General features: G+C 73.5%; 16 protein-coding genes. 8 read left to right on the plus strand and 8 right to left on the minus strand.

What is annotated here, in order from left to right:
- Position 1: 1 nt before the first annotated feature.
- Positions 2-490, minus strand: coding sequence for a MarR family winged helix-turn-helix transcriptional regulator (locus ACIWVC_RS23670; protein WP_396450556.1), 489 nt, complete (start codon positions 488-490; stop codon positions 2-4).
- 115 nt (positions 491-605) lie between these two features.
- Here ACIWVC_RS23670 and ACIWVC_RS23675 point away from each other — a divergent pair, with 115 nt between their 5' ends.
- On the plus strand, positions 606-1,370 hold the full coding sequence (locus ACIWVC_RS23675; RefSeq protein ID WP_396450554.1) for a dioxygenase: 765 nt from the start codon (positions 606-608) through the stop codon (positions 1,368-1,370).
- A 34-nt stretch (positions 1,371-1,404) separates the two neighbouring features.
- Here ACIWVC_RS23675 and ACIWVC_RS23680 read toward each other — a convergent pair whose 3' ends face one another.
- On the minus strand, positions 1,405-2,253 hold the full coding sequence (locus ACIWVC_RS23680) for an NAD-dependent epimerase/dehydratase family protein (protein ID WP_396450552.1): 849 nt from the start codon (positions 2,251-2,253) through the stop codon (positions 1,405-1,407).
- Between the two features lie 250 nt (positions 2,254-2,503).
- Here ACIWVC_RS23680 and ACIWVC_RS23685 point away from each other — a divergent pair, with 250 nt between their 5' ends.
- The gene (locus ACIWVC_RS23685) at positions 2,504-3,016 is read left to right on the plus strand and encodes an O-acetyl-ADP-ribose deacetylase (protein ID WP_396450550.1); all 513 of its coding nucleotides are present in this window, start codon (positions 2,504-2,506) and stop codon (positions 3,014-3,016) included.
- Here ACIWVC_RS23685 and ACIWVC_RS23690 read toward each other — a convergent pair.
- The 3 genes from ACIWVC_RS23690 to ACIWVC_RS23700 all read right to left on the minus strand — a co-directional run bounded on the left by ACIWVC_RS23690 (position 3,013) and on the right by ACIWVC_RS23700 (position 6,056).
- Entirely contained in the window at positions 3,013-3,477 is a 465-nt protein-coding gene (locus ACIWVC_RS23690; protein WP_396450548.1) for a universal stress protein, read from the minus strand. The two genes, ACIWVC_RS23685 and ACIWVC_RS23690, sit on opposite strands and share 4 nt — an antisense overlap.
- Before the next feature lie 79 nt (positions 3,478-3,556).
- The gene (locus tag ACIWVC_RS23695; RefSeq protein ID WP_396454585.1) at positions 3,557-4,360 is read right to left on the minus strand and encodes a TIGR03084 family metal-binding protein; all 804 of its coding nucleotides are present in this window, start codon (positions 4,358-4,360) and stop codon (positions 3,557-3,559) included.
- A 67-nt stretch (positions 4,361-4,427) separates the two neighbouring features.
- Positions 4,428-6,056: an AMP-binding protein gene (locus ACIWVC_RS23700; protein WP_396454586.1), complete on the minus strand. Its 1,629-nt coding sequence runs from the start codon at positions 6,054-6,056 to the stop codon at positions 4,428-4,430.
- Positions 6,057-6,196: 140 nt separating this feature from the next.
- Here ACIWVC_RS23700 and ACIWVC_RS23705 point away from each other — a divergent pair, with 140 nt between their 5' ends.
- On the plus strand, positions 6,197-7,048 hold the full coding sequence (locus ACIWVC_RS23705; RefSeq protein ID WP_396450542.1) for a class I SAM-dependent methyltransferase: 852 nt from the start codon (positions 6,197-6,199) through the stop codon (positions 7,046-7,048).
- A 40-nt stretch (positions 7,049-7,088) separates the two neighbouring features.
- Here ACIWVC_RS23705 and ACIWVC_RS23710 read toward each other — a convergent pair whose 3' ends face one another.
- Positions 7,089-7,847, minus strand: coding sequence for an SDR family NAD(P)-dependent oxidoreductase (locus tag ACIWVC_RS23710; RefSeq protein ID WP_396450540.1), 759 nt, complete (start codon positions 7,845-7,847; stop codon positions 7,089-7,091).
- A 134-nt stretch (positions 7,848-7,981) separates the two neighbouring features.
- Here ACIWVC_RS23710 and mshA point away from each other — a divergent pair, with 134 nt between their 5' ends.
- Genes mshA through ACIWVC_RS23725 form a run of 3 tightly spaced genes read left to right on the plus strand, consistent with a single transcriptional unit; the run spans position 7,982 to position 10,676 of the window.
- Positions 7,982-9,298 (plus strand): D-inositol-3-phosphate glycosyltransferase, encoded by a 1,317-nt coding sequence (gene mshA / locus ACIWVC_RS23715; RefSeq protein WP_396450538.1) that lies wholly within the window; start codon positions 7,982-7,984, stop codon positions 9,296-9,298.
- Positions 9,295-9,822, plus strand: a complete 528-nt coding sequence (locus ACIWVC_RS23720) for a YbjN domain-containing protein (RefSeq protein WP_396450536.1) — start codon at positions 9,295-9,297, stop codon at positions 9,820-9,822. The genes mshA and ACIWVC_RS23720 overlap by 4 nt, the downstream gene beginning before the upstream one ends.
- Positions 9,823-9,851: 29 nt before the next feature.
- Positions 9,852-10,676 carry a phosphoglyceromutase gene (locus ACIWVC_RS23725; RefSeq protein ID WP_396450534.1) on the plus strand — a complete coding sequence of 275 codons (825 nt, stop codon included), beginning with the start codon at positions 9,852-9,854 and terminating at the stop codon, positions 10,674-10,676.
- 31 nt (positions 10,677-10,707) lie between these two features.
- On the opposite strand, the gene ACIWVC_RS23730 is transcribed toward ACIWVC_RS23725, so the two are convergent.
- Positions 10,708-11,148: a hypothetical protein gene (locus tag ACIWVC_RS23730; protein ID WP_396450533.1), complete on the minus strand. Its 441-nt coding sequence runs from the start codon at positions 11,146-11,148 to the stop codon at positions 10,708-10,710.
- A 71-nt stretch (positions 11,149-11,219) separates the two neighbouring features.
- Positions 11,220-11,882, minus strand: a complete 663-nt coding sequence (gene phoU, locus ACIWVC_RS23735) for a phosphate signaling complex protein PhoU (protein WP_396454587.1) — start codon at positions 11,880-11,882, stop codon at positions 11,220-11,222.
- A 189-nt stretch (positions 11,883-12,071) separates the two neighbouring features.
- Between phoU and ACIWVC_RS23740 the strand changes: the two genes are divergently transcribed.
- The gene (locus ACIWVC_RS23740) at positions 12,072-13,280 is read left to right on the plus strand and encodes a sensor histidine kinase (protein WP_396450529.1); all 1,209 of its coding nucleotides are present in this window, start codon (positions 12,072-12,074) and stop codon (positions 13,278-13,280) included.
- Entirely contained in the window at positions 13,277-13,957 is a 681-nt protein-coding gene (locus ACIWVC_RS23745) for a winged helix-turn-helix domain-containing protein (protein ID WP_396450527.1), read from the plus strand. Before ACIWVC_RS23740 ends, ACIWVC_RS23745 begins: the two co-directional genes overlap by 4 nt.
- Positions 13,958-14,068 lie beyond the last annotated feature (111 nt).

Raw genomic sequence — 14,068 nt, forward strand, 5'->3', positions numbered from 1 at the left:
GCTAGCCCTCGCCGCCGGCGCACGGCGCCTCGTGGTTCGGGTCGAGGGACGACAGCAGGGCGCGGAGGGTCTCCCGGAACTCGAGCATCTGCTCGCGGGTCAGCGGGTCGAACAGGTGGCGCCTGACCTCGGCGACATGCCCGGGAGCCGCCTCTCGCAGGACGGCGTAGCCCTCGTCGGTCAGCCGCGCGATCGTCGTGCGGCGGTCGTGGTCGTGCTTGCAGCGGCTCACCCAGCCGGCCTCCTCCAGCCGGTTCACGGCGTGCGAGAGGCGGCTCGGGGACGAGTGGACGATCTCGGCGAGCCGGGTCATCGTCAGCGCGCGGCCGGGCGCCTCCGACAGCATGGCCAGGATCATGTAGTAGGCGTGCGGCATGCCGGAGTCGCGCTGCAACTGCCGGTCGAGGGCCTCGTTGAGCAGCCGCGACGTCCACAGGAAGGCACGCCAGGTCTCCTGTTCGGCGTCGTCCAGCCAGCGCGTCTCGGTCATGCCCCCAGTCTACCCAAATATTTGAACCCTCAAGGCTTGAAGTTTCAAGCATCTCCCGCGTATGGTTGAACTCTCAATTAATTGAGAGACCCGGAGAGACCCAGGGAGGAACCCCATGGCCCGGATGCCCGTGCTCTACCTCAGCCACGGCGCCCCGCCGCTGGCCGACGACGCCGTGTGGACCGAGCAGCTCGCCCGCTGGTCGGCGGACCTGCCGAAGCCCGAGGCCGTCCTCATGGTGTCCGCGCACTGGGAGGAGGCGCCGCTGAGCATCGGCGCCACCCGCCGGGTGCCGCTCGTGTACGACTTCTGGGGTTTCCCCGAGCGCTACTACCGCGTCCGCTACGACGCGCCCGGCGCCCCCCAGCTCGCGGCCGAGGTGCGGAAGCTCGTCCCGGGCGTGCACCAGGACGAGCGGCGGGGGCTGGACCACGGCGCGTACGTGCCGCTCGTGGAGATGTATCCGGACGCCGACGTCCCCGTGCTGCAGATGTCGATGCCGACGCTGGAGCCGGAGCGGCTGTTCGACCTCGGACGGCGCCTCGCGCCGCTGCGCGACCAGGGCGTCCTGATCATCGGGAGCGGTTTCACCACGCACAACCTGCGGCGGCTGCGCCCGGAGCCGGACGCCGAGCCGCCCGCGTGGTCGGCGGAGTTCGACGAGTGGGCGGACCGGACCGTGCGGGACGGCGACATCGACGCCCTGCTCGACTTCCGCGCCAAGGCGCCCGCCGCCCGCATCGCGCACCCTCGGACGGAGCATTTCGCGCCGCTGTTCGTGGCGCTGGGAGCGGACGCCGACCAGGCGCCGGAGGGCCGCCGGTCGGTGATCGACGGCTACTGGCTCGGGCTGGCGAAGCGCTCGTTCCAGTTCGGGTGAATTGTCACGTTCCGTCCGGTTGATGGGAAGCGGCTCAGGAGCCCGCGGTCTCCATCTGCGCGAAACCGGTGCGCCACGAGGTGAACCGCGGCTTCCAGCCGAGGCTCAGCGCCTTCGCGTTGGACACCGGGCGGCCCGTCGTCGCGGCGTGCTTCCCGGCGCTGCCCGGGTGCGGAGCGCCGATGGTCGCGCTGTACACGGGCAGCCAGTCCGCGGTGGTCGCCGGCTCGTCGTCCACGATGTTGACGGGCCCGGCCGGCCAGTCGAGCGCCGCGAGCGCCGCCGACGCCGCGTCCTCGGTGTGCACGAAGGACGTCCACGACGGCGCCGGGCGCATCGTGCCCGCGCGGACCCGCTCGGCGATCGCGCCGTCGGGGGCGTACCAGGTGCCCGGGCCGTACAGCGCCCCGTACCGCAGGACGACGCCGCGCGGCATCTCGGCGACCGCCTTCTCCAGCGCCGCGACGCCCTCGTACGGGGGGAGCGAGGAGTCGAGCGGGTCGGTCTCCACGGCGGGCGCGTCGCCCGGCACGTACAGCCACGCGATGCTCTGCGCGATCATCGTCTCGACGCCGGCGGCCCGGGCGGCGTCCACCAGGTTGCGGGTGCCGGCGATCCGCAGCCGCGAGTTGGCGCCGAAGTCCTCCTCGCTGAGATCGGTGAGCTGGTGGATCACCGCGTCCGGGCGCGCGGCGGCGACGGCGTCGCGGACCGCCGGGCCGTCGAGCATGTCCACGACGACCGGTTCGGCGCCGAGATCGCGGAGCAGGCCGGCCCGTCCGGTCCGGCGGGTCGTCCCCGCGACCTCGTGGCCCGCCTGAACGAGCAGCGGGATCAGCCGGCGGCCGATGACTCCGGTCGCTCCGGCGAGGAAAATCTTCAAGGGGGTACCTCCGCGACTGTCACGCCCTTGTGAGCTCATCTGTATGAGATCGTCCGTGTGCACTGCGCCTGGCGTTCGGCATGGTAGCCCCCCCTGCGTCCGGCCGGACGAAGTCGGACGAGCCGCACCGCCCCCGGAGCCCCGTCCGCCATGAGCGTACCGCCGGGAACGGCCCGGACGCGTTTCACGTCCGGCGCGGGTGAGAATTCTTGTCTTCTGACAGGTCCGTCCGATGCGGAGGAACGCGCACATGAAGATCACTCTCGTCCGGGGCGACATCACCGAGCAGGAGGTCGACGCGGTCGTCAACGCGGCGAACTCGTCGCTGCTGGGCGGTGGCGGGGTGGACGGCGCGATCCACCGCAGGGGCGGCCCGGAGATCCTCGACGAGTGCCGCAAGCTGCGCGCCTCCCAGTACGGCGGCGGCCTGCCGACGGGCCAGGCGGTCGCGACGACGGCCGGGCGGCTGCCCGCCCGCTGGGTGATCCACACCGTCGGGCCGGTGTACTCCTCCGCCGACGACCGCTCCGACCAGCTGATCTCCTGCTACCGCGAGTCCCTCCGCGTCGCCGACGAGCTGGGCGTCGCCTCGATCGCGTTCCCGGCCGTGTCCGCGGGCATCTACGGCTGGCCCATGGACGACGCCGCGCGCATCGCCGTCGGCACCGTCCGCGCCACCTCGACGCAGGTCACCGACGCCCGCTTCGTCCTGTTCACGGACGACGCCTACGCGGCCTTCGAACAGGCGGTGGCGGCGGGCTAGCCGTCCTTCCGCGGCGGGGGCACGACCAGGACCGGGCGGTGCGCGTGGTGCAGGACGCGGGTCGAGACGCTGCCGAGGATGACCGACCGCGCCCCCGCGAGACCGCGCGAACCGGTGACGATCAGGGACGCGTCCAGCTCGTCGGCGACGTCCACGATGGCGGCCCACACGGGCCCGCCGCCGCGCTCCGCCCGCGTCGTCACGTCGGTCAGCCCGGCGGCCCGCGCCATGTCGGCGCCCTTGCGCGCCAGTTCCTCGGCCTGCTTCTCCTCCTCGAACCCCTCGTCGGGGGCCTCGGCGGCGACCGGCACGGCGGCGGCCAGCGGCGCCCAGCCGAGCTGGGTCAGCAGCGGCTCCCACACCGTCATGACGACGGCCGGCTCGGGCTTGAGGCGCCGCGCGGCGTAGTCGACGGCGGCCCGTGCGTCGTCAGAACCGTCAAAAGCGATCAGAACTGTCATACCGCTGGCCTTTCCAAGATCGCCTCCGGCTGAACGTGCACGCCCGGCGCAGTGGCCGATCTCTCAGTGCCCGTCTCTCTCAGTGCCCGCCCCCCCGGCCGCCGGCGGGCGGGCGGCCGGGGCCGGGCGGCCCGGCGAACGCCTGGGCGATGTCCAGCCAGCGGTCGGCGTCCGGGCCGGTGGCGGCGAGGGCGAGGTCGGCGCGGTGGCGGCGCTGGGTGACGGCGTGGCAGAAGTCGAGCGCCGGGCCGGTCACGCACTGCCGCGCGTCCGCCGGCCCCCACGTCCACTCCTCGCCGCCGGGGCCCTCCAGGACGACGCGGAACTCCTCGGCGGGCGGCTCCAGGCCCCGGGTGCGGAACGAGAAGTCGCGGGTGCGGACGCCGATGTGCGCGACGTGCCGGAGCCGGTGCGTGGGCTCGCGGCGCACGCCGAGCGCGTCGGCGACGTCCTCGCCGTGCGCCCACGTCTCCATGAGCCGCGCGGTCGCCAGCGTCGCGGCGCTCATCGGCGGGTCGAACCAGGGGAGGCGCGTGCCCGGCGGGACGGCGGCGAGCGCGTGCACCATGCGGCGGCGCCCCTCGCGCCAGCGGGCGAGGAGGGCCGCCGGGGCCTCCTTCGCGCCCTCCCGCGCGCCCGCGTCGACGTAGCCGCCGGGGTCGGCCAGGGCCTCCTCGACGAGCTTCGCGAAGGCGCCGGCGTCGGTCGCGGCGACGACGGCCTGGTCGTCGGTCCAGGCGAGGTGGGCTATCTGGTGCGCGATCGTCCAGCCCTCGGCGGGGGTCGGGTCCGCCCAGCGCTCGGCTGGAAGCGGGGCGACCAGGGCGTCGACGGAGTCGCCCTCGGCCGCGAGGTCGGCGAGCAGGGAGTGCAGATCCGGCATTCCGCCAGCATCGCCGATCACGGCGCCGCCGGTACAGGATCCCGGCCTACAAACCGAACGGGATTCTTTAGTGCAGGAGCGCGCGGGCGGCGGCGTAGTCGGCCTTGCCGTTGGGCAGGCGGAGGCTCCGGTCCGTCCGGACGAACGCCTTCGGGATCTTGTAGCGGGCCAGCCGGGCCGCGCAGCCGGCGCGCAGCTCGTCGTCGGGCGGCGCCCCGGCGGGGCCGATCACCGCGACGATCTCCGTGCCCCAGCGCTCGCTCGGCCGGCCGACGACCAGCGCGTCCGCGACGCCCGGCAGCCCGCGCAGCACCGACTCGACCTCCTCCGCGAACACCTTCTCCCCGCCGGTGTTGATCGTCGTGGCCTCCCGGCCGCGGACCTCCACGGTGCCGTCCGCGAGCAGCCGCGCCCGGTCGCCCGGCACGACCAGCCGCTCGCCGTCCAGGGTGAGGAACGTGGCCGCGGTCTTCTCCGGGTCGCCCAGGTAGCCGAGGGGGATCGAGCCGCCGCCCTTGGCCAGCCAGCCCAGCTCCTCCTCGCCGGGCGCGAGGCGCCGGGACCGGTCGGCGGACAGCACCGCCGTCCCGGGCGCGGCCGCGAACGACGTCGCCGACGAGCCGTTGCGCGTCACCTGGAAGCCGGACTCCGACGACCCGAGCACGTCCACGATCCGGGAATGCGGGAGCAGTTCGAGCATCCGCGCCTTCACGGCCGGGCTGATCGCCGCGGCGGAGTTCACGAACGTGCGGAGCGCGCCCAGCTCGTGGGGGCGCGCCTCCAGCGCCGCCACGATCGGGCGGGCGAACGCGTCCCCGACGAGCGGCATCCGGGTGACGCGCTCGCGCTCGGCGGTGGCCATCAGATCGGCGGCGTCCAGGCCGTCCACCCGGTCGGGGAACACCACGCATCCGCCGCCGCACCAGGCGCCGAGCGCCGACCACGTGCCCGCCCCGTGCATCAGCGGCGGGCCGACCAGGACGCGCACGTCGCTGCGCACCGCCCGCGCGACCGCCTCGTCGAGGCCGGTGAGCGGCGACCCGTCGCGGCGGCGCAGGCCGAGCGGGCCGGCCATCAGGTCGCCGATCCGCCACAGCACGCCCTTCGGCATGCCCGTCGTGCCGCCCGTGTAGAGGATGTGCAGGTCGTGGGCGTGGGGCCGCACCGGCAGCGGGTCGGACGGCGCCCCCGCGAGGGCTTCCTCGTAGTCGAGCGCACCGGGCAGGAGGGCGGCGCCGGACTCGTCCGCCACCTGGAGGAGCAGCGGGCGCCCGCCGCCGAGCCGGCCGGCGAGCCGCTCCACGACGCGCCCGATCGCGTCCGCGAAGCGCGCGTGGTAGATCACGGCGGCCGGGCGCGCGTCGCCGAACAGGTGGGCGAGCTCGTCGTCCACGTACCGGTAGTTGACGTTGAACGGGGCGACCCGCGCCTGATGGGCGGCGACCAGGCCCTCCAGGTACTCGGGGCCGTTGTGCAGGTAGAGCGCGAGATGGTCGTGCGGCGACTCCCACGGCTCGGCCGCCGCGCCGCGGGAGCCGCCGCGCAGGCCGAGGCCGTGCCCGTGCAGGACGTTCGCCAGCCGCCGCGTCCGGCCGGCGAGTTCGCGCCAGGTCATCCGGCGGTCGCGCCACACCAGGCATTCGCGGTCGGGGATCGCGGCGGCGATGGCCTCGTGCAGGGTCGCCAGGTCGAGCATCGGCACTCCTCGGGGGACGGCGTCGGCAGCACCGTAACCGATGACTTACCGAATCTGGTTCAGTGGGGGGCGCGGTCGGGGTGCCGGGCATACGCCGTTGGACGTACGAGGCATTGCGGGCGAGAAGGAACAATTACCGGGTGCCCCCAGCCCAGAAGCCGCGGGGGGAGGTCACCCGCGGCACCACCGCCCCCAACCGCCTGCGCCGCGTCGACCGCTGGATCGCCGCCACCCAGGCCCGCCCGCTGCGCACCGGCGGGCGCCCGCTCGCCGTCGACCTCGGCTACGGCGCGTCCCCGGTCACCACGTTCGAGCTCTACGACCGCCTGCGCGCCGTCTCCCCGCACCTGGAGGTCGTCGGCGTCGAGATAGAGCCGGAGCGGGTCGCCGCCGGCCGCACCCTCCTCGCCGCCCTGCGGAATGGACTGAACGGAGCCGGGGGGCCGGGCCTGTACGCCGGGCTGTCGTTCCGCCGCGGCGGGTTCGAGCTGCCGGTGCCGCGTCCGCCCGTGCTGGTGAGGGCCTTCAACGTGCTCCGGCAGTACGACGAGCCGGCGGCCTGGCGCGCATGGGACGACCTGCGCTCGCGCCTGGCGCCCAAAGGAGTCCTCGTGGAAGGGACGTGCGACGAGATCGGGCGACGCGCGGTCTGGGTGACCCTCACCAAGGACGGCCCCCAGACCATCACGTTCGCGGCCCATCTGCGCTCGCTGGAACGTCCGTCCGCGCTGGCGGAGCGGTTGCCGAAGACTCTGATCCACCGCAACGTGCCGGGCGAACCCGTCCATACGCTGCTGACCCGCTTCGACCGCTGCTGGGCGACGGCCGCGCCGTACTCGGCGTTCGGCCCTCGCGCGCGCTGGGTCGAGGCCGTGTCGCTGCTGGCGCGGACCCATCCGGTCCTCACGCAGCCCCCGTACGGCGGGCGGAACCGGTGGCGCCTCGGCGAAGTCACGCTCCCCTGGACGGCGGTCGCGCCCGATCCGCGGTGAAGCCCTGCCCTGCGGTGAAGCCCTGCCCCGCGGCGGAGCCCTACTCGCGGTGCAGCTTGTAGGGGGCGGCCTGCACCCGCGGCTGGACGTCGATCCGGTCGATGTTCACGTGCGGCGGGCGGGTGACGGCCCAGGCGACGCAGTCGGCGACGTCCTCGGCGACCAGCGGCTCGGGGACGCCCTCGTAGGGCTTGGCGGCCCGCTCCTCGTCCCCGCGGAACCGGACCAGCGAGAACTCCTCGGTCTTCACCAGCCCCGGCGCGATCTCGGTGACCCGGACCGGCTCGGCGACCAGTTCCAGGCGCATCACCTCGTTGACCGCGTAGGCGGCGTGCTTGGCGGCGTTGTACCCGCCGCCGCCCTCGTACGGGACGTGCGCGGCGAGCGAGGTGATGTTCACCACATGGCCCGCGCCGCTCTCGATCAGCTTCGGCAGGATCGCCTTGGTCACCCGCACGAGGCCCAGGACGTTCGTGTCGTACATCGTCTGCCAGTCGTCGAGGTCCGCGGTGGCGACGCCGTCCAGGCCGAGGGCGCCGCCCGCGTTGTTGACCAGGACGTGGCAGCCGTCGACGGCCGCCGCGAGCGCGTCCACCGACTCCTGCGACGTCACGTCCAGCGTCACCGCCGCCACCCTGCCGGCGCCCGGCACGGTCTCGGCGATCTCCTTGGCCAGCGCGTCGAGGCGGTCGCGCCGCCGCGCCGCCGCGACGACGTGGAACCCCTCCGCCGCCAGGCGCTTCGCCGTCGCGGCCCCGATCCCGCTGCTTGCTCCGGTCACTATCGCGGTCTTACGCATGCGTCCAGGGTCCCAGGTGCCGGGAAGCGGGTCGCCGGTGAGGTCGATCACTGTGGCGGGAAGTCACGGTTGTCCCCCTTGTTGAGGGAACACCTAACACGGTCGATAGGTTGCACTACCGGAGGTGGTGTGCAGTGTCGCGTCGTATCAACCGGGTTGCGACGGTCAGTGTTCATACTTCCCCCCTTGACCAACCCGGCACCGGCGACGCGGGCGGCATGAACGTCTACATCGTCGAGGTCGCCAAACGGCTGGCCGCGAGGGGTGTGGAAGTCGACATCTTCACCCGCGCGACCTCGCGGGCCCTGCCCCCGGTCGTCGAGCTCGCCCCCGGCGTCCTCGTCCGCAACGTCGTCGCGGGGCCGTTCGAGGAGCTGGACAAGACCGAGCTGCCCCGGTACCTGTGCGGCTTCACGTCCGGGGTCCTGCGCGTCGAGGCGGCCCACGACCCCGGCCACTACGACCTCCTGCACACGCACTACTGGCTGTCCGGGCAGGCCGGGCAGGCCGTCAAGCAGCGGTGGGGCGTGCCGCTCGTGCACTCCATGCACACGATGGCGAAGGTGAAGAACGCCGCCCTCGCGGACGACGACAAGCCGGAGCCCGCCGAGCGCGTCCTCGGCGAGGAGCAGGTCGTGGCCGCGTCCGACCAGCTCGTCGCGAACACCGGCAAGGAGGCCCACGAGCTCGTCGGCCTCTACGGCGCCGACCCCGCGCGCGTCGCGACCGTGTCGCCCGGCGTCGACCTCTCCCTGTTCCGCCCCGAGTCGCCGATCCTGGCCCGCGGCGCCGGGCTGCTCCCGCACCGCACCGGCCCGGCCCGCCGCCGGCTCGGCCTGCCCCGCGACGCCTACGTGCTGCTGTTCGTCGGCCGCATCCAGCCGCTCAAGGCGCCGGACGTCCTGCTGCGCGCCGTCGCCCGCATGCTCGCGGACGACCCGGCGCTGCGCTCGAAGCTCGTCGTCGCCGTCGTCGGCGGCCCGTCCGGCTCCGGCCGCTGCCGCCCCACCGGGCTCCAGTCGCTGGCCGCTCAGCTGGGCATCTCGGACGTCATGCGCTTCGAGCCGCCGAGCCCGCAGCGCGAGCTGGCCGACTGGTACCGGGCCGCGGACGTCACCGTGGTCCCGTCCCACAGCGAGTCGTTCGGCCTGGTGGCCGTCGAGTCGCAGGCGTGCGGGACGCCCGTCGTGGCCTCCCGCGTCGGCGGCCTCTGCACGGCCGTCGCGGACGGCGAGTCCGGCGTGCTGATCTCCGGGCACGACCCGGCCGACTACGCCGCCGTCCTGCGCCGCCTGCACGCCGAACCGGGCCTGCACGCCCGGCTGGCCCGCGGCGCCGTCCGACACGCGCACGGCTTCGGCTGGGACGCCACCGTCGACCGCCTCCTCGACGTGTATACCGGTGCCATGACGATCCCGTCCGTCCACGTCCCCGCGGAGGTCTCCGCATGAGCGAAGCGAACCCGGGGACGCGGGGCGGCGCGCCCGACCCGGTCGAGACCATCCGCGAGACGCTCAAGGCGGCCGAGCTGGAGTTCGACGAGCCGCGCGAGAACGCGTTCTTCGTCAAGCTCCCCGGGCAGCACAAGCTCGCCACCATGACGTGGCTGATCGTCGGCGACCACTCGCTGCACATCGAGGCGTTCTTCTGCCGCCGCCCCGACGAGAACCACGCCGAGTTCTACCGGTTCCTCCTGGAGAAGAACGGCCGCATGTACGGGGTGGCGTTCGCCCTGGACGACATCGGTGACGTCCACCTCGTCGGGAAGCTCCCCCTCGCCTCGATCTCCCCGGACGAGATCGACCGCATCCTCGGCTGCGTCCTCACCTACTCCGACGAGAACTTCGACAAGGCCCTCGAACGAGGGTTCAAGACGTCCATCCAGCGCGAGTGGGACTGGCGGGTCAAGCGCGGCGAGAGCCTCGCCAACCTCCAGGCGTTCGCCTCCTTCGCGGACCCGGCCAACCGCGAGTGACCCGCCGGGGGCCGATAGGCTCTGGTGTCATGGCGACCTTGGTATTGCTCCGGCATGGCGAAAGCGTCTGGAACGCGGAGGGGCTGTTCACCGGCTGGGTGGACGTCGACCTGTCCGCGAAGGGGGAGAGCGAGGCGACCCGCGGCGGCGACCTGCTGCTCGACGCCGACATCACTCCCGACGTGGTGCACACCTCCCTGCTGAAGCGGGCCATCCGCACCGCCAACATCGCGCTGGACGTGGCCGACCTGCTCTGGATCCCCGTCAAGCGGTCCTGGCGGCTGAACGAGCGCCACTACGGCGCCCTCCAGGGCAAGAACAAGGCGCAGACGCGCGAGGAGTTCGGCGAAGAGCAGTTCATGATCTGGCGCCGCTCCTACGACACCCCGCCGCCGCCCATCAAGGACGACGACCCGCTGTCCCAGGTCAACGACCTCCGCTATGCGGAGCTGCCGTCCGAGCTGATCCCGCGCTCGGAGTGCCTGGCCGACGTCGTCGACCGGCTGCTGCCCTACTGGTACGACGCGATCGTCCCGGACCTGGCCGTCGGCAAGACCGTCCTGGTCGCCGCGCACGGCAACTCGCTCCGCGCCCTCGTGAAGCACCTCGACGACATCTCCGACGAGGAGATCGTCGGCCTCAACATCCCGACCGGCATCCCGCTCGTCTACGAGCTGGACGACGACTTCGCCCCGCTGAAGCGCGGCGGCGAGTACCTCGACCCGGCCGCCGCCAAGGCGGCGATCGAGGCCGTCAAGAACCAGGGCGCCGCCAAGAAGGACGACCCCAAGCCTCCCGCCCCGCCCGCCAAGGAGGCCAAGAAGGAGAAGTCGAGGCGCGGCCGCAAGAAGTGATCCGCCGGGGGGCCGCCGCCGAGGCGGCCCCTCAGCCGGCGAACACGGAGATGACGGCCCCGCCGACGACCGCGAGCCCGGCGAACGCCAGCGGCCCGGTCGCCCAGGCGCAGGCCCGCGCCTGCTCCTCCGTCGCCCCGGCCCTCACCAGGGCGCGCCGGACGTCCTCGTAGGGGCGCGCGCCGCGGTCGGGCGCCGGCATGAACGCCACGGGCGCGTACAGCGCGCTCAGCACGAGGACCAGCGCCCGCGCGGGCAGCCCGCCGAGGGCCCAGTGGACCGCCAGCACGACCAGCGCGAACGCGGCCAGGCCCGCGATGTAGAGGACGACCGACGTCACGGCGGCCCACACGGCGTCCCCGCCCGCGGACCGCACGACCGGCCCCCAGATCATGCTGATCATCGACGAGCGCAGCAGGAACACCCAGGCCGTCAGCGCGACGACGACGGTGACGATCAGTGCCGTGTCCACGTCCCACCCCGGTATCGGTGCCTCCAGGGTGATCTTTCCAAAACCCGGCCGGGCGAGGGAAGGCGGCGGTGTCAGCCGAGGTCGGCGATCTCCTCGGGGCGCTGGCCGGTCACCAGGTAGACGACGTTCTCCGCCACGTGGACGGCGTGGTCGGCGAAGCGCTCGAAGTAGCGGCCGGCGAGCGTGATGTCGACGGCCGGTTCGACGCCGTGCGTCCACCCGGGGGACAGCAGGACGTCGAACAGGCGGCGGTGGAGCCGGTCCATCCGGTCGTCGTCGGCGTCCAGTTCGAGGCCCGTCTCCACGTCCTGCGACGCGATCACGCCGCCCGTCTTCGCGATCATCCGCTCGGCGGTCCGCCCCATCTCCAGGACGGTCGCCCGCAGCTCCGGCGGGACGGCCGACTCGGGATGCCGGCGGCGCGCGGTCCTGGCGATGTGCACGGCGAGGTCGCCCATGCGCTCCAGGTCGCCGCTCATCCGCAGCGCGGTGATCAGGGTGCGGAGGTCGCCGGCGACCGGCTGCTGCCGGGCCATCAGGTCGAAGACCGTCGCCTCGATGTCCGCGTCGATCTCGTCGACCTGCTCGTCGCCGCTGATCACCTCCTCGGAGAGCCGCAGATCGGCGTCCAGCAGGGCGGTCACCGCGCGGGCCATCGCGGACCGGACGAGGCGGGTCATCTCCACCAGGCTGTCGGTGAGGGAGCCGAGCTCCTCGTGGTAGGCGTCGCGCACGTGAAGTCCTCCGCAGGGAACGGGACGGGGGCAGGCCCGCGGTGTGGTCGCGGGGCGTGCTCGCCCACGCCACAGCCTGCCGTCCCACCGTGAACGCCCCTGGAGCCAAAGGTGAACTTTCGGCTAACGGAGGGACCCGACCAGGGCAGACGGGCAGGGCGGGTCGGAACGCCGCCTACGATCCGAGGTGTGGAGGTCGAGATAGTGGCGGGCCTCGCCGGTGCGGCCGGGCTCGCGATCGGGCTCGCGACCGGCCTGGCGGTGCGCGTGAGCGAGCGGGCGCAGCGGGCCCCGGCGCCCCCCGCCCCCGCGGAGGCGCTGCCGCCGGGCGTCGCGTCGGTGCTGAGCGTCCTGCGGTCGTCGGCCGTCGTCGTCGACGGCGAGGACCGGGTGCTGCGCGCCAGCTCCGCCGCGCGCGCGTACGGCCTGGTCAGCGGCGACCGCCTCGTCGTGGACGAGGTGCTCGCGATGACCCGGCTCGTCCGCCGGGACGGCGAGATCCGGGAGAACGAGATCCAGGTCGGCCCGACCAGGGGGCGCGGCCGCGCCGACGGGCGCTGGTTCGCGGTCCGCGTCGCGCCGCTCGGCTCGCACGGCCTCGTCCTCGTCCTCGCCGAGGACCTCACCGACATGCACCGCACCGAGGCGATCCGCCGCGACTTCGTCGCGAACGTCAGCCACGAGCTGAAGACACCCGTCGGCGCGCTGTCGCTGCTCGCCGAGACCGTCGAGGGCGCCGCCGGCGACCCGGAGGCCGTCCGCCGGTTCGCCGGGCGGATGCAGTACGAGTCGACGCGGCTCAACAACCTCGTCCAGGACCTCATGACGCTGTCGCGGGTCCAGGGGGACGAGCCGCTCCCCGACATGGGGCCCGTCGCGCTGGACGACGTCATGGCGGAGGCGCTCGAACGCTGCCGGTTCAAGGCGTCCGCCAAGCACATCGAGCTGGCGTCCGGCGGCGAGGAGGACCTGCGGGTCCGCGCCGACCAGGAGCTGCTCGTCACCGCGCTGCGCAACCTCGTCGACAACGCCGTCGCCTACAGCGCCGAGCGCACCCGGGTCGTCGTGTCGGCGAGGCGGTGCGACGACCGGCGGGTCGAGATCAACGTGACCGACCAGGGCATCGGCATCCCCGACGCCGAGACAGGCCGCATCTTCGAGCGCTTCTACCGGGTCGACCCCGCCCGCTCCCGGCGGACCGGCGGGACCGGGCTCGGCCTCGCCATCGTCAAGCACGTCACCGGCAAGCACGGCGGCGACGTGACGGTGTGGAGCAAGGAGGGGCACGGGTCGACGTTCACGATCCGGCTGCCGCTGCTCGACGCGCCGTCCCGCCCCCGCCCGGCCGCGAGGACCGCGGACAGAGCTCACAACACCGCCCGGGAGGCAACACCGTGACCCGCGTGCTCGTCGTGGAGGACGAGGAGTCGTTCAGCGACGCGCTGTCGTACAACCTCCGCAAGGAGGGCTTCGAGGTGGCGGTCGCCGCCACCGGACCCGACGCGCTGGACCTCTTCGAGCGCAGCGGCGCCGACCTCGTGCTGCTCGACCTGATGCTGCCCGGGCTGCCCGGCACCGAGGTGTGCCGGGAGCTGCGCGCCAAGTCCAACGTGCCCGTGATCATGCTGACCGCGAAGGACGGCGAGGTCGACAAGGTCGTCGGGCTGGAGCTTGGCGCCGACGACTACGTCACCAAGCCGTTCTCCACCCGGGAGCTGATCGCCCGGATGCGGGCCGTCCTGCGCCGCCGGGGCGAGGCCGGGGAGCCGGCGCCCGCGGCGCTGGAGGCCGGACCCGTCCGGATGGACGTGGCGCGGCACGTGGTCACCGTCGGCGGCGAGCCCGTCCAGCTGCCGCTCAAGGAGTTCGAGCTGCTGGAGGTGCTGCTGCGCAACGCCGGCCGCGTCCTGACCCGGATGCAGCTGATCGACCGGGTGTGGGGCGCCGACTATGTGGGCGACACGAAGACGCTGGACGTCCACATCAAGCGCCTCCGCGCCAAGATCGAGGAGGTGCCGTCCACTCCGCGGCACATCGTGACCGTCCGGGGCCTGGGCTACAAGTTCGAACCCTGAGCGCGCGCCTGCACGAATCTGGAACGGCCCGTCCGGCTGCCGGACGGGCCGTTCCACATGGTGCGCCCAGCATGGGCGATTGCTTGGGGGTGAAAGTCCCCTGGAGGAAGA

Origin of the sequence: Actinomadura sp., from assembly GCF_044508335.1 — a bacterium.
Classification (GTDB): domain Bacteria; phylum Actinomycetota; class Actinomycetes; order Streptosporangiales; family Streptosporangiaceae; genus Spirillospora.

Bases quoted from the DNA above. Each gene is read 5' to 3' on its own strand.
- ACIWVC_RS23670 (WP_396450556.1), bottom strand. From the start codon at position 490: ATGACCGAGACGCGCTGGCTGGACGACGCCGAACAGGAGACCTGGCGT.
- ACIWVC_RS23675 (WP_396450554.1), top strand. From the start codon at position 606: ATGGCCCGGATGCCCGTGCTCTACCTCAGCCACGGCGCCCCGCCGCTG.
- ACIWVC_RS23685 (WP_396450550.1), top strand. From the start codon at position 2,504: ATGAAGATCACTCTCGTCCGGGGCGACATCACCGAGCAGGAGGTCGAC.
- ACIWVC_RS23690 (WP_396450548.1), bottom strand. From the start codon at position 3,477: ATGACAGTTCTGATCGCTTTTGACGGTTCTGACGACGCACGGGCCGCC.
- ACIWVC_RS23695 (WP_396454585.1), bottom strand. From the start codon at position 4,360: ATGCCGGATCTGCACTCCCTGCTCGCCGACCTCGCGGCCGAGGGCGAC.
- ACIWVC_RS23700 (WP_396454586.1), bottom strand. From the start codon at position 6,056: ATGCTCGACCTGGCGACCCTGCACGAGGCCATCGCCGCCGCGATCCCC.
- ACIWVC_RS23710 (WP_396450540.1), bottom strand. From the start codon at position 7,847: ATGCGTAAGACCGCGATAGTGACCGGAGCAAGCAGCGGGATCGGGGCC.
- ACIWVC_RS23720 (WP_396450536.1), top strand. From the start codon at position 9,295: ATGAGCGAAGCGAACCCGGGGACGCGGGGCGGCGCGCCCGACCCGGTC.
- ACIWVC_RS23725 (WP_396450534.1), top strand. From the start codon at position 9,852: ATGGCGACCTTGGTATTGCTCCGGCATGGCGAAAGCGTCTGGAACGCG.